Source organism: Staphylococcus sp. FSL K6-3157 (assembly GCF_038005145.1).
In the GTDB taxonomy this organism is placed as follows: domain Bacteria; phylum Bacillota; class Bacilli; order Staphylococcales; family Staphylococcaceae; genus Staphylococcus; species Staphylococcus equorum.
This window is the reverse complement of the sequence record NZ_JBBOSM010000001.1, coordinates 731,871-751,747: the sequence shown is the minus strand read 5'-3', so window position 1 is coordinate 751,747 and position 19,877 is coordinate 731,871. Positions and strand designations below refer to the sequence as shown.

The 19,877-nt window shown below is 34.0% G+C and carries 19 protein-coding genes and 1 riboswitch; of the genes, 5 read left to right on the top strand and 14 right to left on the bottom strand.

Annotated elements, in window-relative coordinates; genetic code table 11:
* Positions 1 to 90: 90 nt before the first annotated feature.
* Positions 91 to 1,479, bottom strand: coding sequence for an amino acid permease (locus tag MHB47_RS03330; protein WP_069801795.1), 1,389 nt, complete (start codon positions 1,477 to 1,479; stop codon positions 91 to 93).
* Between the two features lie 293 nt (positions 1,480 to 1,772).
* Here MHB47_RS03330 and MHB47_RS03325 point away from each other — a divergent pair, with 293 nt between their 5' ends.
* The 3 genes from MHB47_RS03325 to MHB47_RS03315 all read left to right on the top strand — a co-directional run bounded on the left by MHB47_RS03325 (position 1,773) and on the right by MHB47_RS03315 (position 3,214).
* On the top strand, positions 1,773 to 2,603 hold the full coding sequence (locus tag MHB47_RS03325) for a formate/nitrite transporter family protein (RefSeq protein WP_340755127.1): 831 nt from the start codon (positions 1,773 to 1,775) through the stop codon (positions 2,601 to 2,603).
* Between the two features lie 72 nt (positions 2,604 to 2,675).
* Entirely contained in the window at positions 2,676 to 3,035 is a 360-nt protein-coding gene (locus MHB47_RS03320) for a hypothetical protein (protein WP_340755125.1), read from the top strand.
* The gene (locus MHB47_RS03315; RefSeq protein WP_002506889.1) at positions 3,032 to 3,214 is read left to right on the top strand and encodes a hypothetical protein; all 183 of its coding nucleotides are present in this window, start codon (positions 3,032 to 3,034) and stop codon (positions 3,212 to 3,214) included. The genes MHB47_RS03320 and MHB47_RS03315 overlap by 4 nt, the downstream gene beginning before the upstream one ends.
* A gap of 130 nt (positions 3,215 to 3,344) precedes the next feature.
* Here the strand turns inward: MHB47_RS03315 and MHB47_RS03310 are convergent, their stop codons facing one another.
* From MHB47_RS03310 to MHB47_RS03300, 3 genes are all read right to left on the bottom strand, one after another.
* The gene (locus tag MHB47_RS03310; RefSeq protein WP_002506888.1) at positions 3,345 to 3,536 is read right to left on the bottom strand and encodes a hypothetical protein; all 192 of its coding nucleotides are present in this window, start codon (positions 3,534 to 3,536) and stop codon (positions 3,345 to 3,347) included.
* Positions 3,537 to 3,540: 4 nt separating this feature from the next.
* Positions 3,541 to 4,185: an HAD family hydrolase gene (locus MHB47_RS03305; RefSeq protein WP_002506887.1), complete on the bottom strand. Its 645-nt coding sequence runs from the start codon at positions 4,183 to 4,185 to the stop codon at positions 3,541 to 3,543.
* A gap of 160 nt (positions 4,186 to 4,345) precedes the next feature.
* A complete protein-coding gene (locus MHB47_RS03300) occupies positions 4,346 to 5,260 on the bottom strand; it encodes a bile acid:sodium symporter family protein (RefSeq protein WP_340755123.1) in 915 nt (304 codons plus the stop codon).
* 266 nt (positions 5,261 to 5,526) lie between these two features.
* Here MHB47_RS03300 and MHB47_RS03295 point away from each other — a divergent pair, with 266 nt between their 5' ends.
* A complete protein-coding gene (locus MHB47_RS03295) occupies positions 5,527 to 6,057 on the top strand; it encodes a hypothetical protein (RefSeq protein ID WP_021338452.1) in 531 nt (176 codons plus the stop codon).
* Positions 6,058 to 6,135: 78 nt separating this feature from the next.
* Here the strand turns inward: MHB47_RS03295 and MHB47_RS03290 are convergent, their stop codons facing one another.
* A complete protein-coding gene (locus MHB47_RS03290; RefSeq protein ID WP_340755120.1) occupies positions 6,136 to 7,734 on the bottom strand; it encodes an alpha-glucoside-specific PTS transporter subunit IIBC in 1,599 nt (532 codons plus the stop codon).
* A 220-nt stretch (positions 7,735 to 7,954) separates the two neighbouring features.
* Between MHB47_RS03290 and MHB47_RS03285 the strand changes: the two genes are divergently transcribed.
* Positions 7,955 to 8,719, top strand: coding sequence for a MurR/RpiR family transcriptional regulator (locus tag MHB47_RS03285; protein WP_002506883.1), 765 nt, complete (start codon positions 7,955 to 7,957; stop codon positions 8,717 to 8,719).
* A gap of 311 nt (positions 8,720 to 9,030) precedes the next feature.
* Here MHB47_RS03285 and MHB47_RS03280 read toward each other — a convergent pair whose 3' ends face one another.
* The 9 genes from MHB47_RS03280 to MHB47_RS03240 all read right to left on the bottom strand — a co-directional run bounded on the left by MHB47_RS03280 (position 9,031) and on the right by MHB47_RS03240 (position 19,838).
* Positions 9,031 to 9,537 carry an SRPBCC family protein gene (locus MHB47_RS03280; RefSeq protein ID WP_002506882.1) on the bottom strand — a complete coding sequence of 169 codons (507 nt, stop codon included), beginning with the start codon at positions 9,535 to 9,537 and terminating at the stop codon, positions 9,031 to 9,033.
* A gap of 280 nt (positions 9,538 to 9,817) precedes the next feature.
* Positions 9,818 to 11,110, bottom strand: a complete 1,293-nt coding sequence (locus MHB47_RS03275) for a Na+/H+ antiporter NhaC family protein (RefSeq protein WP_340755118.1) — start codon at positions 11,108 to 11,110, stop codon at positions 9,818 to 9,820.
* 122 nt (positions 11,111 to 11,232) lie between these two features.
* Positions 11,233 to 11,334: riboswitch (SAM riboswitch) on the bottom strand.
* A 127-nt stretch (positions 11,335 to 11,461) separates the two neighbouring features.
* Positions 11,462 to 12,073, bottom strand: coding sequence for a flavin reductase family protein (locus MHB47_RS03270; protein WP_056935839.1), 612 nt, complete (start codon positions 12,071 to 12,073; stop codon positions 11,462 to 11,464).
* Between the two features lie 70 nt (positions 12,074 to 12,143).
* On the bottom strand, positions 12,144 to 13,025 hold the full coding sequence (locus MHB47_RS03265; protein WP_340755115.1) for an SDR family oxidoreductase: 882 nt from the start codon (positions 13,023 to 13,025) through the stop codon (positions 12,144 to 12,146).
* 85 nt (positions 13,026 to 13,110) lie between these two features.
* Complete coding sequence (locus tag MHB47_RS03260) at positions 13,111 to 14,235, bottom strand: amidohydrolase (RefSeq protein WP_107514608.1); 1,125 nt, start codon at positions 14,233 to 14,235, stop codon at positions 13,111 to 13,113.
* On the bottom strand, positions 14,235 to 15,407 hold the full coding sequence (locus tag MHB47_RS03255; protein WP_340755112.1) for a SulP family inorganic anion transporter: 1,173 nt from the start codon (positions 15,405 to 15,407) through the stop codon (positions 14,235 to 14,237). The genes MHB47_RS03260 and MHB47_RS03255 overlap by 1 nt, the downstream gene beginning before the upstream one ends.
* A gap of 209 nt (positions 15,408 to 15,616) precedes the next feature.
* Positions 15,617 to 16,855, bottom strand: a complete 1,239-nt coding sequence (hutI, locus tag MHB47_RS03250; protein WP_002506875.1) for an imidazolonepropionase — start codon at positions 16,853 to 16,855, stop codon at positions 15,617 to 15,619.
* On the bottom strand, positions 16,852 to 18,516 hold the full coding sequence (gene hutU, locus MHB47_RS03245; protein WP_340755110.1) for a urocanate hydratase: 1,665 nt from the start codon (positions 18,514 to 18,516) through the stop codon (positions 16,852 to 16,854). Before hutU ends, hutI begins: the two co-directional genes overlap by 4 nt.
* 47 nt (positions 18,517 to 18,563) lie before the next feature.
* Positions 18,564 to 19,838, bottom strand: coding sequence for a YjiH family protein (locus MHB47_RS03240; RefSeq protein WP_340755108.1), 1,275 nt, complete (start codon positions 19,836 to 19,838; stop codon positions 18,564 to 18,566).
* Positions 19,839 to 19,877: the final 39 nt, after the last annotated feature.

Below are 19,877 nucleotides of genomic sequence, written 5' to 3'. Positions count from 1 at the left end.
AGAGACATTTTTATAATAAAAAGGTTAGCTATTTTATAACTTTGTAATTTCAGTCATAAAGTAGCTAACCTATATTTAATTCAACCTATATTAAATTTGTTTATCTTTATCTAACTTATGATAGCCTTTTAAGAAATAGAAAATCGCCATAAACGATAAGAATACAATACCAATTACTACAGAAACAACTGTCTCTTTATTGAATAACATTCCAATTAATACTGTAATAAAGAATGCCATTGTAATGTAGTTTGTAAATGCTCCGCCTGGCATTTTAAAGGGATGATCCTTTACTAATTCAGGAGAACGTTTCCTAAATTTCAAATGACTAATTAAAATCATAAACCACGGTACCATACCTGGTAAAATAGATGCACTATATACATAAACAAAGACGCTCTCAGCACCTTCAATAAATAAAGGTAAGATAACATTTAGTAATGCTCCAATTAAAATACCAATAGAAATTGCTGTTACTGTCCACACAGGAACACCATTTTTCATAACTTTAGAAAAGAATTTAGGCATTTGTCCTCTTTGAGATAATGTAAATGTCATACGACTCGCACTGAATATTCCAGAGTTACATCCAGACATAGCAGCAGTTAATACTACAAAGTTAATAAAGCCAGCTGCAAACGTAATACCAACTTTTGCAAATGTTCCAACAAATGGACTACCAATGTTACCTAATTGATCCCAAGGATAAACTGTTACAATTACAAAAATCGCACCAATATAGAAAATCAATATACGCCAAATGACGCCATTAACGGCACTTTTAATATTTTTCTGAGGGTCTTTTGTCTCTCCGGCTGTAATACCGATTAATTCTACACCTTGGTAAGAGCCTATAACAATAGACAGTGCAAAGAAGAATCCAATCCAACCGTTAGGCATGAATCCACCATGTGCCCATAAATTTGATAAACCAAGTGCTTCTCCTCCATTACCTAATCCGAAGAAGATTAATCCAAATCCTGCAATAATCATTAAGATAATTGTTACTACTTTAATCATTGCAAACCAGAATTCAAATTCACCAAAAGCTTTAACTGACACTAGATTAGCACTGGCTAATAATATTACTACCAGTACACCTGGAATCCACTGTGGTAAATCCGGAAACCAATAATTCATATATTCTCCGACGGCTATCACTTCACTCATACCGACGACAATCCACTGGAATATATTACTCCAAGCAGTTAAATAGCCTGCCACTGGATGTATGTAATCACTTGCAAAGTTAGCATAAGAACCTGTGGTAGGATATAAATAAACCATCTCCCCCATAGCTCTCATTACTAGAAATAAAAAGATACCTGCTATTAAATATGCAAATATAACAGAAGGACCTGTCCACTTTATAGTGCTTGTTGCGCCCATAAATAGTCCTACTCCAATTGTCCCGCCAAGTGCAATCATACGCATTTGACGTGCACCTAGCCCCCTATGTAATTCTTTGTTCTCGTTCATAATTCAAACCCCATCTCTTTCGATTGTAAGTACAGATGAAACACTTATTATGTCGCCATTATACTATAAATTCTAAAAATTGGAATAATTATTTTCGATTTATGTAAGGGTTTACATTTCCGCTATTAATTGTATTTTATTTCGTCAAAAATTGCAAAGTAATTTTACAAATTCCAATTTTTTATTTTTCAACTATCATCATGAAATTTATTATGTAGATATTGTGAATTTATTCACAAATATTAATTAGCATAGTATACTTGTCCTAACCTATCAAAAGTGAGGATAAGTAATTGAATGAGAAAAACATTAAATGGGATAAAGTCTTCTATGGCAAGGCATGGATTAACCATGTAGTTGAAACGATTAGAACCAAGGACGTACTTCAAAGTTTTTACTTAAAGCGTTATCTATTACGTGCCACGATGGCCGGGTTTATCTTAGGTATCATTACTGTATTCGTGTTGTTAATTAAAGCTAGCATCGGAGGCGATATGGCCTCTGGTGTGACAAATTTAGTTTCATCCATCGCCTTTAGTTTCGCACTATTACTAATACTATTCACTAATTCAGAATTATTAACAAGTAATTTTATGTATTTCACTGTTGGATTGTATTATCGTGTTATTAGTCCTATGCGTGTCTTAAAAATTTTCACCTTATGCTTCATAGGGAATGTGGCTGGAGGCTTAATATTTTTCACACTCACGCGACTTTCAGATATTATGTCTCCAGAGATGTTCATTCAACTTGAAGTTGCAATTGAACATAAGCTATTTGCTGCAGGATTTTTAGCAATTTTAATCAAAGGTATATTCGCTAATTTTTTTATCAATATTTCATTAGTTATCGCCATGCAAATTGATGACATTCTAGCTAAAATGTTTGTCATGATGTTTGGCGTATCCATATTCGCCTTTATGGGTTATGAACATGTCGTTTATAATTCTGTATTATTTGCTGGTGGACTCGTTTATCAAAGTGATTTAATGTCATTGATCCCTACGTTAATTAATTTACTTGGTGCTGCTTTTGGAAACTATATTGGCGGGGGGTTGATTATCGGATTGTTTTACGCCTATTTAAATGATCATCATCAATATGATGGTGAAAGGTTACATTAATTTTGCGATATTCTATATTTCAAACTTTCTATGGTATAATTTTCATTAGATTTTATTACAAAGGAGTTCAACATGAATAAAATTTTACTAAAAAAAACAATTACAGTTTCTCTTATCTTTGGGGTGTTATTTTTCTTATTAAATTATGTTTCTGGTTCAGATAGTTCAATTGGACAATTAATTTTAAAAAGTCTACTTGTAATTGTAGTATTTGCTATTTTATATTATGTCTTATTTTCTATTGTTGATTCACCAGAACGAAAATATAAATTTGGTATCACGATTCCAATCGCATTGTTAATAGCTATTATCATATGTGCTTTAATATCTACTATAAAAGTTGGTATTATTGTCGGTTTAATTCTTGGTATCGTCGCTGGTTATGTTTGGGAATATATAGAAAAAAATAAAAATGGTGGTGACAAATCATGAGTATGATTATAGGCGTTATTGTAATCATTTTACTAATTGTAAGTTTGATTCCTAATTTAAAAGCAGTAAAAGCTTCTAAAGAAACTGGTGAAAAAAATACACGTTTTGCAATCATGGTAGGTATAGATTCAATACTACTCGTCCTCGTTGTAGCAACATTGATTTTCCAACTTTTATAATTAACAATGCTTATATTAAATATAAGCTCACATATATAATACAGTTGACTTCGCAACAGTGCTTTGTTTGCGTGCTAAAAGGGGCCTCCATATGGAAGCCCCTTTTTTAAATTTAATATCAGGTGCAAATTTACAATTTATCTTGAAGTACAAAATAATATATTAAACTAGCCCCTAACAAATAAACCACTGTGCCTACCATAAATGATCTAAAGTGTATTTTAAATGGTATTTTTTTATTAAAAATTGGGCCTAATAGCAAATTACTTATCGCCAATACAATGGGTCCACCCAAGAAAAATAAAATTAAATATCCACTCATTTAATTAATCTCTATTTTTCTCAAAGTATGTCGTAATGATTTCTTCACCGGTTAAATCTTTTCCAGTAAATGCCACTTCGCTAAAATCTTGTTTTTCTGTCATTGTATTTGTATTGACGATAACATCTAAACCAGCTACAACTGCAGCAGTTGCACCATTAACTGAGTCTTCAATCGCTAAACAATTTCCTGGATTGTAATTAAGTTTTTGAACAGCAGTGAGGTATGGTTCAGGGCTTGGTTTAACCGCTTCAACATCTTCTCGACCTACAACGATATCGATATAATTGCTTAATCCTAGACTTTCAAATGCTGGTTTGATATCGGCTCTATAGCTACTCGTCGCAATCGCCATTGGTATATGACATTTTTTGCAATAATCCATTAACTGTTTCATTGCATCAATGATTGGCAAATCAACGCTCGTGTTATTGTGTTCAACATAAATTTCATGCTTATTTTCTTTGCCTAATTGACCTTCTAAATAATGATGTAAATCCGTTGCGGCTCCGCCAATAGATTGACGATAAAAATCCAATGTTATTTCAGTTAAATTATGTTTTTTTAAGTGTTTATTAATGATTTCAAATAGATGTCTTTCTGTATCAATAATCGTGCCATCAAAATCGAATACGACTGCTCTATACATAATATATCCTCCTCTGTCCACTTGTTTTCTTAAATTATATTAATGCTAGCTTATCATATTTTTATTTTGAAATATGCATTTTCGGTTTTAAAATGGTAACATCAAAATTAAAAGCTCACTCCAAATTTGAAGTGAGCTTATTATATATGCTTCTAGTGTATTATCGTTTATTCCAATATTTTGCTAAAACTGGTCCGGTAATATTGTGTATCAAACTAAATACTGCTCCGGGTACTGCTGATAAAGGACTGAAATGTACGGTAGCCAATGTTACTGCTAACCCTGAATTCTGCATTCCAACTTCAATCGAAACAGCCTTTTTATCGGCGCGTTCCAGTTTAAATATATTTGCTAATGTATATCCAAGTACATAACCAACAATGTTATGTAATATGACTACTGCAAAAATGAGCAATCCTGTTTCTAGTATTTGTGATTTACTCCCACCTACTACAGAAGCGAGTATGAGAGAAATAGCAATTACAGAAACGATTGGCAATGCAGTTGCAGACTTATCAGCGAATTTTTTAAATACTTTTTGTAATATAAAACCAATCGCAATAGGGATAAGTATCACTTGCACAACTGACCAAAACATACTCATAAATGAAACTTGTAACCATTCATGTGCAAATAAATAAATTAATGCTGGCGTTAAGAACGGTGCAAGTAATGTAGAGACACTTGTAATAGCTACAGACAACGCAACATTTGCATTTGCTAAATAACTCATAACGTTACTTGATGTTCCCCCTGGACAACACCCAACTAATATCACACCAATTGCAATTTCAGGTGGTAATTGAAATAATTTAGCAATTAAAAAAGCCGCTAAAGGCATAATTGTGTATTGCAAAATCACACCAATTATTACGCACTTAGGCGATTGAAATACAATTTTAAAATCTTTAGGGTCAATGGTTAACCCCATACCCAACATTACGATACCAAGTAAATATGGTACCCAACCACTTAACGTAGCTAACTGAGTTGGAAAAATAAATCCAATTATTGCAGCGATTAACATCCATATCAAGAATGTGTTTGTTGCAAACCGACTCACTTTTGATAACATCTCTCAACACTTCCTCTATGTATTAATAAAGAAAAATGTATCATACTTTAAACGCCTATACAACTGAATTTTCAAAATATTCCAACTTTTGTAAATGCAATAATATCAAACTCAAAAATAATTTCTAACTTCGTTCTAAAGACCTAGTGCCAACATTTTAAAAGAGTGGTACAATTTAATAGAAATAAAAACTTGTATAATTTTAAGTGTAAAGAATATTATGATTAATATCCATATGACACTTTATATAGATATGGAGGTATAATATGTTTTTAGATAGAACGGAAACTTTTGTGTTAAATATAGGTGGACTTAACAAACGCGCCACACGAAAAAATTTAACTAAATTATGTAAGCAAATTAATTTTTGCAACTCATTCAAGTTTTCAATTTTCAAAGAAAATAACTTGTATGCATTAAAGGTCAACTTACCAAAATACCAGTTACCATATATTATTAGTTTTCTTAGCTTTCATAATTATTTAATTTATCAAATTATAGAAAGTAATCATTCTGAAAAGTTATTAGATCTTGATCATTTATTGTTATCTTCTAAACGTTTTGAACTGACTATCGATGGGCTTTACGACGCTTTTGTCAAAGATAAAGTTATTGATATTTTGAACTTAATCAATCAAACGGAGCATATTACATATACCTTCAATAGAGATAAAATAAATGTTTCTTGTTCTCCTAAAGTTTTCGCGAAGCTCATCCAAATGGTTGCTACTCATAACATTGATGTACTTGGTGCAATATACCAACCACGATTAATGAGTAAAGCTAGGATTTCGTAATTCGTTTAAATAATAAAAAATAAGCACAGCCCGTATGGAACGGTTCCATACGGGCTGTGCTTATTTTTTATTATTTATTTAATCTTGCTCTTCTTTGTTAACAATGTTTTCAAAAGCTTCTCTTACTTGTGGTACTGACATACCAACAACGACTTGGACATTTTTACCACTTTTAACTAATCCGTGTGCCATTTGGTTGTGCGTGAAATAACCACTATCTTCTACTTTATCTATATCATTCACTGTTAATCTTAAGCGTGTCGTACAATTTGTTACGTCCTTGATGTTTTCTTTACCGCCAAGGCCTTCTAAATAATAATTTGCTTTATCTTCGTATTCATTACCAGTAGATATTGTATTTGCTTTGTCATCACTACCTTTTTTACTCTTATAATCATTTTTACTATACAACTTCACGTCTTCTTCGTCTTTCTTGCGACCAGGAAGTGGAATATTGAATTTTAAAATTAAGAATCTGAATAAGAAATAATAAATAGCAGTAAATACAAGACCAATAATGATTTGAATTACATATGTTAACCAATGATTTTGTGCTAAAGGTATCCAATTCGTAGCAAAGAAGTCTAATAGACCGCCACCAAAGTTACCTACGAGGCCAAATCCATACATAAGTGTATCCATTGTTGCAGCTAATAATGCGTGCAATACAAATAAATAAGGTGCAATAAATAAGAATGTAAATTCTAATGGCTCTGTAATACCTACAACTACAGCAGTTAATGTAGCTGGGATAAGTAACGCTGCAATTTTTTTCTTATTCTCTTTAGGTGTTGTTGAATACATTGCTAATGCAATACCTATCGAACCAAATACTTTACCATTACCTTGTAACATAAATCCATAAGGAAATTGTTCTTTCAATGGCTTTGTACTCGTCGCAAATTCATTTACATGCGCAAACCATTCTGCTTTTAATCCGTGGTTTACCACTACCGGGCCTACTTCAATTGGTGCATAAATAAAGTGATGTAAACCAGTTGGAATAAGCACTCTTTCTAAGAAGTGATATAGCCATACTCCAATGTAACCTGATCCTATGATAAATCCTTGTAATGAAGAAATACCACCTTGAATCGTAGGCCAAACAATACATGTTATTAATGCAATAGGTAACATAACAAAAAACGAAATCGTTACTACAAATGTTAACCCTTGGAACACACCTAACATTTCAGGCAGTTTCTTACTATAGAACCTATTATGTATCCATGTCACAATGCTAGAAATTATGATACCACCTAAAATATTGGTATCTAACGTTTCGATCCCAGCAATTGCTTTGAGTCCGGTAACATTCTCGACACCTTTTTCCAAATTAGCTCCAAATGTATGTGGCCATTGCGTGAGAATAGCGTTAATAAATGTATTAAACATTAGATAACCCATTAACGCTGCTAGTGCAGCATGACCAGGTGCTTTTTTAGCTAAAGAAAGCGGCAACCCGACAGCAAATACAATTTCCATGTGATCGAATATTACCCAACCACCAGATTCTATTACGGACCATATTCTAAACCAAGTCGTCCCATCTTCTGCAATACTTCCCATTATTGCAGGATTTTTAAATAATGTAGCAAACCCTAAAACAATACCGAAGAAAGCAAACATCAATACTGGAACTATCATCGCACTCCCAAATCGTTTAATTGCGTTCATAGAAATATACCCCCAAATACTATTAAATTTAGATAACTTACATTCAAATCCTTATATGTAAATTTATCATTTTTAGATACGTTTGTTTCAAAACTTATCTCAATATTAAAGGAAACGCTTACATATAAGCAATGGTTTGACTACATTACGAATAGTTTTGTATAATCAGATTATATTTCCAAAACTTGAAAATATTTTCATGAAGTGCGAGGTTATCATATTGTTTTTAGATGAACGCGTTAATAATAACTTTAATAAATTAAATGAGAATGACTTACATATTGCTCATTTTATCAATACACATACGACAGAATGTAAAACCATGAAAATTCAAGACTTAGCAGAATTTACGCATGCTTCAAATGCAACGATTCATCGTTTTACGCGTAAATTAGGTTTTGATGGTTATAGTGACTTTAAATCTTACTTAAAGTTTGAAACTGAAAAATCTCATAATCTCCCTTCCGACTCTATCGAAGGATTCAAACAAGACGTCGAAAATACTTTTACATATTTAGAACGTATCGATTATAATCTTGTCACCGATAAAATCAACGAAGCAGAGACCGTCTATTTGTATGGAACAGGTGTCGCACAAATGAATGTAGCCCAAGAAGCGCAACGTATTTTGTTAACAATTCATAAAAATATTATTGTATTACATGATGTACACGAATTTAAAATGGTACTTAATAGAACTACACCTACAGATATTTTCTTCATTATTTCTCTTTCTGGTGAATCACATCAATTATCAGATATCACCAACTTATTACAGTTACGTCAAAAATATTTTTTCTCCATTACTACTTTAAATGATAATACACTTGCTCAAAAAGCTAATTATAATATTTATGTTTCTAGCAACACATTTTATCTTGCTGACGGTATAGATTATTCAAGCTTTATAAGTTATCACATATTTTTCGAAACATTATTGCGTAAATTTAATGAGCGCATAGAAAAAGGTGAAATTATATCGTAATAATTCACCTCCTTTATCCTGAGCTTACTTTTGAAATATAACTACACATCTCTATGTTCAAAAACCCTTACCCTAATCCATTAGCATATACTTATGGATTGGGGTAATTTCAATTTACATTAACTTGATTTCATATGGGACATCTGTAGGAACAATACGAGGTAAAATTTAAAAGCTAGGATTTGTGCCCTACAAGTAAGTATGAAACATTTATTGTAAAGGAGATATTACACTTGGTGGAAAACGTAAAAAAACTGTCAACAAAGCTAAAACTTTGCTAACAGTTTATATTCAAAATATCTTATTAAATATTAAAGGTCTGATTCAAATTCTTCTAATACCACTTGTAATTTATCAAATAATATTTCGAAACCATGCGCAGTAGAATCATGATATTCTTTTTTCTTCTGCTTATATTCCAGTATTGTATATCTACGTTCTTTTGGCACAAAAGCTTTATAATTAAAAATCATTTGAGCGATGCCCGCTTCTCTTTCGAATATTTCAATTTCAATGGTATCTTCAGAATCACTTAACTCTGGCATACCAATTGTCATGACGATATATTCATATGGCGTTAACGTAATAAAAGAACCTTTTACTACATTTTCTTTCCCTTTACGAACGTCAACAATTTCATAACTTCCATTTTGTTCAGCGTTAATATGAATTGATTTATTTGTTCTATCTGTTGTCATAAACCATTGTTTAAGAAAACGTTGATCTGTCCATGCTTGATATAATAATTCTGGTTCAACTTTAAATAGTCGTTCAAGTCGTATCTCAACGTATTCATTTTCAACATTATATTTACCCACGATTGTTCACCTACTTTCACTCTTAATTCTATTCTAACCTATTCTACAAGACTTCTAAACAATAATCCTATGAATCATAAAATGTTCTAGTCTTTACTTTAAAACGTTCAACTTCTATATTTTATCGTCAATAGTCAGTAAACGTCAAAATTTTAAACGTCACTTTCGCAAAAACATGTATTTAAGTACTTTTTATAAACTTACTGTATATCAAAGCATAATAAAAAGGGAGGTTCATCAGATACAAACACTGCACTGATTCGCCTTCCCTTTTAACCCCTTATTTCTTATTTAATCTTGGTAAGTTAAATAAGATTGCAATCAAACCACAAACGCCCAAAATCATTGGATAAATAGAGTAGGGTAATAACTCAAATGGCGATATAGACGCCACGCCTGCTGCTGCAATTAACTGCGGGCTATAAGGTAAGAGCCCTTGGAAACAACTCGCAAACATATCCAAAATACTTGCCGATTTTCTTGGATCTATATCATATTCTTCTGAAATTTCTTTTGCTAATGGGCCAGACATCAGTATCGATATCGTATTATTCGCTGTTGAAATATCCGCTGCACTGACTAACCCAGCTATACCTAATTCTGCGCCACGTTTCGATTTCACTCTATTACGAACAAAGTGAAGTAACCATGTGATACCGCCGTTATGTTGAATAAGCGCTACGAGGCCTCCGATAAGTAAGGCAATCATCGCAATATCTTCCATACCAATAATACCTTTTGAAATGGACTCTAATAAGCCTGTCCAACCAAATGATCCATCTATAAGGCCGATTATTGCTGATAATGCGATACCACCGATAAGCACAATAATTACATTAATACCAATTAATGCTAATATTAGTACCATTAAATAAGGTAAGACTTTGATAATATTATAATCGTAACTTTTACTTGCATCAATTTGTGCTCCATTTGTTAAAAACCACAAAGCTATAATCGTAAATATAGCACCTGGCAACACAATTTTAATATTCACTTTAAATTTATCACTCATTTTTGTCTTTTGAGTACGTACGGCAGCGATTGTTGTATCTGAAATCATTGATAGATTATCGCCAAACATTGCACCACCTACAACTGTAGCCATTGTAATAGCTGCTGAGACGTCTGTTGCTTGACTCAATCCAAATCCAACAGGCGCTATTGCTGCTACTGTACCTACAGATGTACCCATTGAAAGCGAAACAAACATACAAATAATAAATAAGCCTACGATAATTAAATTCTCTGGAATAAGTGACAGTCCTAAATTAACTGTAGATTGTACGCCGCCCATGTCTTCAGTAGTTTGAGAGAAGGCACCAGCCAGTATAAAGATGAGCATCATTAAAATAATATTTGAATGACCCGCGCCTTTTGTGAAGACTTCCACTTTTTTATGAAACGTTTCTTTTCTATTTAAAATCAAAGCTACAATAGATGCTACTAAAATAGCTACATTTAAAGGCATTGTTGAAAAATCTCCTGTACCAATACCTACACCTAAAAATAAACCTACAAATACGAGCAATGGAATCAATGCCCAAGCATTACCTTTCTTTGTCTTCTCCATACAAAACCAACTTTCTATAAGGGTAAAAGCGTGAAATTTATTCCCCGCTATTTCTTTATGTTTCTTTTTGAAAATAAAAAAACTCTTTTCTATTGAAGAAAAGAGTAAACGTTGTGTCTTCGTTCTTATCTTCTAGCATACATCTATGCTACTGGAATTGGCACACGCATCATCATGTTGCCGAAGCATCGACGGGCCAGTCCCTCCACTTCTCTAGATAAGTTATTAAATTGTTTTATTACAGTATATTTTAACTGTAATTCGTGAAATACTGATTTAGCTTAATACGTTAAAGCACGTTTGTCAACATTACTTTGCAACCATACGATATTTTCAACAAGTGTAACACCCTTATTCAGTAGGTCGCACAATCGTAAATGTTTCTCCTAAAGATGCATAGTCATTGCCAGCTAAGCGAGAAATAGCTGTTAGCGCTTGGGCATCAATTTTACTGTCTTCAAAGTATACATCATCATCGATATGGAACATAACGACTTCACCAATAATTAAATCAGAACCTTCTTGTGGATCCCCTAATGGAATAATTCTGTTTAATTTACATTCCATACGGATTTTTGCTTGTTGTATCCCTGGCACAGAAACAAGTTCTGAATCAATACATGTTAAATTTGTTCTTTCTAGCTCATTACTTGTACGTTCTATTGGTGCTGCCGTTTTATTAACTTCTTCAACTATGGTTTCATCAGTAATGTGAACGACAAATTCTTCGGTTTCTTCAATATTGACTGACGTGTCTTTTCGTTTACCTTCTGAGCGTACAGTAGAAATCATAATCATTGGCGGTGCGCTATTCACTATATTAAAGAAACTGAATGGCGCTGCATTTAAATGACCTGACTTGTCTTGAGAAGTAACAAATGCAATCGGTCTTGGAATAATACTCCCACTCAGTAATTTATAATTTTGTTTTTTAGAGAGTGTATCTGCTTTAAATTGTTTCATATTGTATTATCATACCTTTCAAAAAATAAAAGCTAGATAATCTCATAGAGATTTCTAACTTTTGATATCATTAGTCTAACTGAGTTCCGCCTGTTACACCATAAACTTGCCCAGTCGTATAACTCGATTCTTCGGCAGCTAAATGTACATACACTCCTGAAAGTTCAACAGGTTGTCCTGCTCTACCTAATACTTCTTTTTGACCAAATGTAGGTATTTTAGATTGTGGCTGGCCACCAGATATTTGTAAAGGAGACCAAAATGGCCCAGGTGCTACACAATTCACACGAATACCTTTAGCACCTAATTCTTCAGATAAACTTTTAGTTAATGAAATGATTGCTGCTTTTGAGGCTGCATAATCATGTAAAATTGGATTTGGATTATATCCTTGCACTGATGAAGTCGTCGTAATTGTAGCACCCGGCTGTAAATAATCTAGTGCTTTTTGAACTGTCCAAAATATAGGATAAACGTTCGTTTCAAATGTTTGAGTAAATGAAGCTGTATCAAAACTTTTTAAATCATCTCTGTATTGTTGATGTCCTGCTACAAGGGTTACATTGTCTAAACCGCCTAGTGCATTATAAGCTTGCTCTACTAAATCATAGTTAAATTGTTCATTTCGGAGATCTCCTGGTATTAAAACAGCTTTTCTACCTGCTGCTTCAATCACTTCTTGTACTTCTTCGGCGTCTGCTTGTTCTTCAGGAAGATAATTTATCGCTACATCTGCGCCTTCTTTTGCATACGCTATAGCTGCTGCTCTTCCAATGGCAGAATCTCCACCCGTCACTAACATTTTATAATTTGTTAATCTGCCATAACCAATATATGAAGTTTCCCCACAATCTGGTTTAGGTTCTAATTCTTTTTGTAAACCAGGAACCGCTTGTTCTTGTTTTGGAAAATCTTCACTTGAAAATTTTGTTCTCGGATCTTGGGCTGCCATAATACAACACTCCTTAAATAATTATTATATCTTTACATTACCCAAATTTTATAGGAGTTAATACATATACAAAGTGTTTGGCAACTTATACTTCGTTCAATAATTTTTGCACAAATGTAACAAAATACTCAGGTACTTTTTCTAGAATACGTTCATCTGGGTCATACTTAGGGTGATGTAAATCATATTCACTATTCGACCCAATAAATGCAAAGACGCTTGGATATTTATTTGAAAAACCAGAAAAGTCTTCCCCAATTGTTAAAGGTTTATCCATAACTTCTACATTATATCCAACTTGTTTCGCTACTTCGATAGCGTCATCCGTTAGTTTCTCATCGTTTTTAACGGCGCCTGGTAAACGATGATATAGTGTTTCTATTTCGACATCAAACGCTTCTGCAAGCCCACTTCCAATTGCTCTAAGCCGTTCTTCAATATAAACACGTTTATCTTCATCAAAGCTTCTCACAGTACCTTGGACATATGCCTGATCAGCGATGACATTCCATGTATTTCCACTAGATACTTCACCTATAGTTACAACTGCGCTATCAAAAGCAGATAGATTTCTACTCACAATCGATTGAACACTGTTAATTAATTGTCCTAGAACGATGACAGGATCATTACCCTGTTCTGGTTTAGCAGCATGCGCGCCTGTGCCTTTTATTTTAAATTCAAAGCGATCTACAGATGACGTAATTACACCAGGTTTCACTGCAAATTCACCCACGTCTAACGACGGATAATTGTGATAGCCTAACACAGCTTTTGCACCATCAATCGCTCCTGATTCAGTAATATGTAGTGCACCATAACCCAGTTCTTCTGCAGGTTGAAAAATAATGCGGACACGCCCTTTTAATTGGCTTTCAATGTCTTTAAGTCTTGTTGCTACGGCTAAAATACTGGCCATGTGTATATCATGTCCACATGCATGCATAATACCTTCATTTGTTGAAGTGAATTCATGTACCACTTGCTCATGAATAGGTAAAGCATCAATGTCTGTTCTTACAGCTACAAATGTTTCACCTTGTCCTACTTCAGCAACTAAACCAGTCTCTAATGGTAAATCAATTATTTTAATATCATACGCCTCTAATATTCGTTTCAATCTTTTTGTCGTCTCATATTCAGCATCTGAAAGTTCAGGGTATTGATGTAAAGTTCTTCTCCAATTCACGTAATCTTCATATTGTGGCATTATATGTCACGTCCTTTCTTATTAATAAAACGGAAAATCATGTAATAACTTATCGTTACAACAACGACGCCTAAGGCAAGGTTATTCGTAATTAAAATAAGCAATACAGTAGATATAATTAAAGTACTATTTAACAAAGGTGCTTTGCGAATGAATGGCACCGTTCGTCTATCAAATGTACCAAGTGAAATCGTGATCAATACAGTAGCTAACACTGCCATAGGTATTCGTCCGATTATTTCTCCAAAAATAAATAAACAAATCAATAAAAAACTGCCTGTGATGAAAGTAGAAACCCTCGAATTTGCACCCATAGCTATGTTAAAACGCGATTGTCCAACAAGTGCGCTACCGCCAAAACCTCCAAACAAGCCAACGATAAAGTTTGCAATGCCTTGACCAATAGATTCCTTATTCTTATCACTAGTTGTCGAAGTTACAACATCAACCATTTGTGCTGTTAATGTCGTTTGGATTACGGCTACGATGGCCATTGCTACACCATAAAGTAATGCAACCATCACTATATTCAAATCACTCATTTCATTAGGTATGGAAGGTATTGGCATTTTTATATGTATTGAAGCCGTATCAGAAACATATTGAATGTTTGGTTTAATCACTCCTGCAAGTAGCGTCAATATAATAATTGCTATTAAAGGTGCTGGTATAAGTTTGATATATTGCCCTGCAAGCCAAATAATAAAGAATGAAGCTATTGCAAACACATATGTCGAAGCTGAAACATTAAATATATGCTTTAATTGGGATGTAAACAATAATAAACCTAATGCATTCATAAAACCAATAACAACACCCGTAGGTACGAAGTCTAACAATTTATTTATGTGACAGTATCCTAATATGATTTGTATGACGCCCATAAACAATGTAGCTAAAATAAGCGCTTTTAGGCCATGACTTGCCATTAATGGTGCAACTACTAGCGACACACCACTACTTGGCGCTGAGACCATCAACGTTCTATTGCCAGTAAAGCTCAACACGAGCATCATCAAACCAGTACTTAACATGCCTATCGTTGGGCTTACGCCAGCGATGAAAGAGAATGCAATTGCGCCTGGAAGTAATGCAAGGGCAAGTAATATACCTGTGAGCATATTTTGACTTAAATCCCCGCTCCATTGTTTAACATAAGTAGTTTGCCCCACATTCGATGTCACCTCCCATGTATGCTTTAAATAACATGGTACCATAATTGTCAAAATATTTAATCAACTCAAACTTAATTAATTTACACTTAAAAAAGAAGAGTGAACTTGAAAAAGAGCTTTGCATTAGCTCTTTTCAAGTTCACTCAATTCACAACAATATAACAATTAAATCTGAGACATACGTATATGCCCCAGATTCAATATTATTAGTTATTTAATTTAATTTGGTTATCAACAAGTATTTGGCCATCTTTGATTACTTTTTCAGCATGGTTTATACCATAATGATATGGAATATACTCATGGTTTGGTGCATCCCAAATGACGATATTGGCTTTGTCACCTTTATTAATTGTTCCAGCATCAACATCAATTGCTTTTGCTGCATTCACTGTAACAGCATTCCAAATCTCATTCGGTGATAATTTTAATTTCAACGCAGCAATCGACATCACAAGTTGTAAGTTGTTTGTCACACAACTCCCTGGATTAAAGTCTGTTGCAATAGCGATAGCTCCACCATTATCTAACATACCTCTAGCATCTGCGTATTGCTCCTTACCTAAATAAAATGTGGTACCTGGTAGTAATACAGCTACTGTATCGCTATCTTTAAGCTTCGCTTTGCCTTCTGTACTTGACGCAACTAAATGGTCTGCAGAAATTGCACCTTCATCAATTGCTAATTCTAGACCACCTAATGGATCAATTTCATCTGCATGGATTTTAACATCAAAACCTAAATCTTTTGCTGCTTGCATATATTTTCTAGATTCTTCTACTGTAAATACGCCTGTTTCGCAAAAGATATCTGCAAAATCAGCATACTGTTTAACTTCAGGTAGTAAATCAATCATTTCTTGTAAAAAAGCTTGATTAGATTTCGCGTCTTTTGGTACTGCATGCGGACCTAAGAAAGTATGTTTCATATCTAAGTTATATTTTTCTGCTAAACGTTTGGATACACGTAGTTGTTTGAGTTCACTTTCTTTATCTAAACCATAACCACTCTTACTTTCAACAGCTAAGACTCCATGTTGTATCATCGTTAACAAATTCTTTTCAGCTTTATTAAATAGCTCTTCTTCAGTTGCATTTCGTGTAGCTTCTACTGTGGATAAAATACCTCCACCTTGCTCAAGTATTTCTAAATATGAAACGCCTTGTCTTTTAAGCGACATTTCATGTTCTCTTGAACCGCCATGCACTAAATGAGTATGTGCTTCAACAAGTGATGGTGATACAACTTTCCCTGTAGCGTCGATTGTTTCCTTCGCCTCATATTCATCTGTATGGGCACCCGAGTAAACCACTTTGCAATCTTTAACAACAACCGTTCCATTTTCAATGATTTCTAATTCGTCTAAATCTTTTCCTTTTAAAGGACGCTCTGTAGATTTTGGTAAAATTAATTCTTTAATGTTTTGAATAATTAAATCGTTCATTTTATATCTCCTTTACCCGTAATCATTGGAATTTTGATACCTTTTTCTTTAGCAACATTAATTGCTGATTCATAACCTGCATCTGCATGTCTTACAACCCCCATACCCGGATCTGTCGTTAATACACGTCCTAAGCGACGATCTGCGCGTTCTGAACCATCAGCGACAATGACCATACCAGCATGTAATGAGTAACCCATACCTACACCACCGCCATGATGGAACGAAATCCATGAGCCACCAGCCGCTGTGTTAATTAAAGCATTTAATACTGCCCAGTCTCCCACAGCATCTGAACCATCTTTCATACCTTCTGTCTCACGGTTTGGACTCGCAACAGATCCTGAATCAAGATGATCACGCCCGATAACGACCGGTGCAGAAATTTCTCCATCACGAACCAAACGATTTAAGGCTAAGCCCATTTTGGCACGTTCCTCAAAGCCCAACCAAGCTATACGAGAAGGTAATCCTTGGAATGCAATTTTTTCTTGAGCTAAATCTAACCAGCGAATAAGCTTTTCATTATCTGGGAATAGTTTTCTCATTTCTTCATCTGCACGTTCGATATCTTTAGGATCTCCACTTAAAGCTGCAAAGCGGAATGGCCCTTTGCCTTCACAGAATAAAGGTCTAATATACGCTGGTACAAATCCTGGGAAATCAAAAGCATTTTCTAAGCCATTATTATAGGCAACTTGTCTAATATTATTCCCGTAATCAAAAGCAACTGCACCATTTTTTTGGAATTCAATCATTAACTCAACGTGTTTTCTCATTGAATCTTGGGATAATGCAACGTATTCTTTAGGGTCTTTATCACGTAGTGATTTTGCTTCCTCTAATGAATAACCTTGTGGAATATAGCCGTTCAATGGATCATGTGCACTTGTCTGGTCAGTAACAACATCAATTTTAAATCCTTTATCTAAAATGGCTTTGTGTGTATCTACAGCATTACCAACAAGTCCGATAGATAATGGTTTACCCTCTTGTCGTGCTTCCTCGGCTAAACGTAAAGCCTCATCTAAGTCATGTGTTTTCACATCGCAATAACGTGTTTCTATACGTTTATCAATACGTGTCTCATCAACATCTACACCAATTACAACACCGCCATTCATCGTAACGGCCAGTGGTTGCGCACCACCCATGCCACCTAGTCCGGCTGTTAAAGTCACTGTCCCATTTAACGTGCCATCGTAATGTTGATTAGCAAGCTCACCAAATGTTTCATAAGTACCTTGAACAATACCTTGGGAACCAATATATATCCAGCTACCCGCTGTCATTTGTCCATACATCATTAACCCTTTTTTATCTAATTCGTTAAAGTGATCCCAATTTGCCCACTCAGGTACAAGTACGGAATTTGAAATTAATACACGCGGTGCTTCTTCATGTGTTTTAAATACAGCAACTGGTTTTCCGGATTGTACTAACATTGTTTCATCCGCTTCTAATGAACGTAACGTCTCTTCTATCGCTTCAAATGCTTCCCAGTTTCTAGCAGCTTTACCAATACCGCCATATACAACTAAATCTTCAGGACGTTCAGCTACTTCTGGATCTAAGTTGTTATACAACATTCTAAGCACTGCTTCTTGCTCCCAGCCTTTACATTCAATATCTAAACCTTTTTTTGCTACTATTTTTCTCATGAAAAATCACTCCTCATTTTAATTAATTAACCTTTGTTTAATAAATCTTAAAATAGCCATAATGCGAATGGTATCGTGATTAGTAATGTAAGCACTACTCTTTCAAACCATATCAAGACCAATTTACCAACTGATATTTTTATCTCAGTTGAAAGAATCACAGGTACCACACTCGAGAAAAAGATAATCGCCGAAACACTCATTACTGCTACTATAAATCTCGTAGCTAAATCAGCAGTTTGTGCAATGGCAGCAGGTAATAGCATCTCAACAATTGAAATGGTTGAAGCTTGTGCTAATATTGCTACATCCTGAACTGGGAATATACTTATAAATGGATAAAAAATATAAGATACATATTCTATTATCGGTGTATATTCAGCAATAACTAAACCTAAGAAACCGATAGACATAATAGAAGGTAAAATCGCAATTGTCATTACGACGCCATCACGTAAATTTTCACGTACGTTTCCTATTAGTGAGTCAGCATTTTTAACAGCCAACTTAGCTTCTAACCAAGATTCTTTTAATAAAGGCATATCTCTGCTTTTTTCTTCTTTATATGGTTGGTTCTGATATGTCGTGTTTTTCTCAAATCTTATAGGTGGGAGTTGTACGGTGATGGCAGTAACTATAAAAGTCACTGCAAGTGTGAACCAAAAATAAAGGTTCCAATGTTCAATAATACCTAATGTATTGGCTACTATAATCATGAAAGTAGCAGATACAGTTGAGAAACCTGTCGCAACAATAACTGCTTCTTTATGTGTATATCCACCATTTTTATAGACTTTATTTGTAATTAATAAGCCAATTGAATAACTACCTACAAACGAGGCAACCGCATCAACTGCTGATTTACCTGGTGTTTTAAAAATAGGTCTCATGACTGGTCTCATAATTACGCCAATAAATTCTAATAATCCGTAACCTACTAAAAATGTTAATAAAATAGCCCCTACTGGGATTAACACACTTAGTGGAATCGCTAATTTATCGTATAAAAACGGTCCAATACTTTCTTTCAATACAAATCCTGGTCCAAAATCAAAGACAATCATGAAAGCAATGAAGACGCCTAATACTTTAAATAAGCTAAAGATAATATCAGTTTTTGATTTGTTCCATTTTTTATTAATAAATGGATGCAATGCACCTATAATGATTAAAAGTAATACATAATAAGGTAAAATTGGATTCACCAAAAATGTAATCCACTGAACAATATGATCAATCAGAATTGTTGATTTACCATTAATCGTTATAGGTACAAAGAAACATATAATGCCAATTAAGCTATAAATGAAAAATTTCCACATGTACTTCACGCCCCTAACATGAAAGTACGCCTCCCGCTA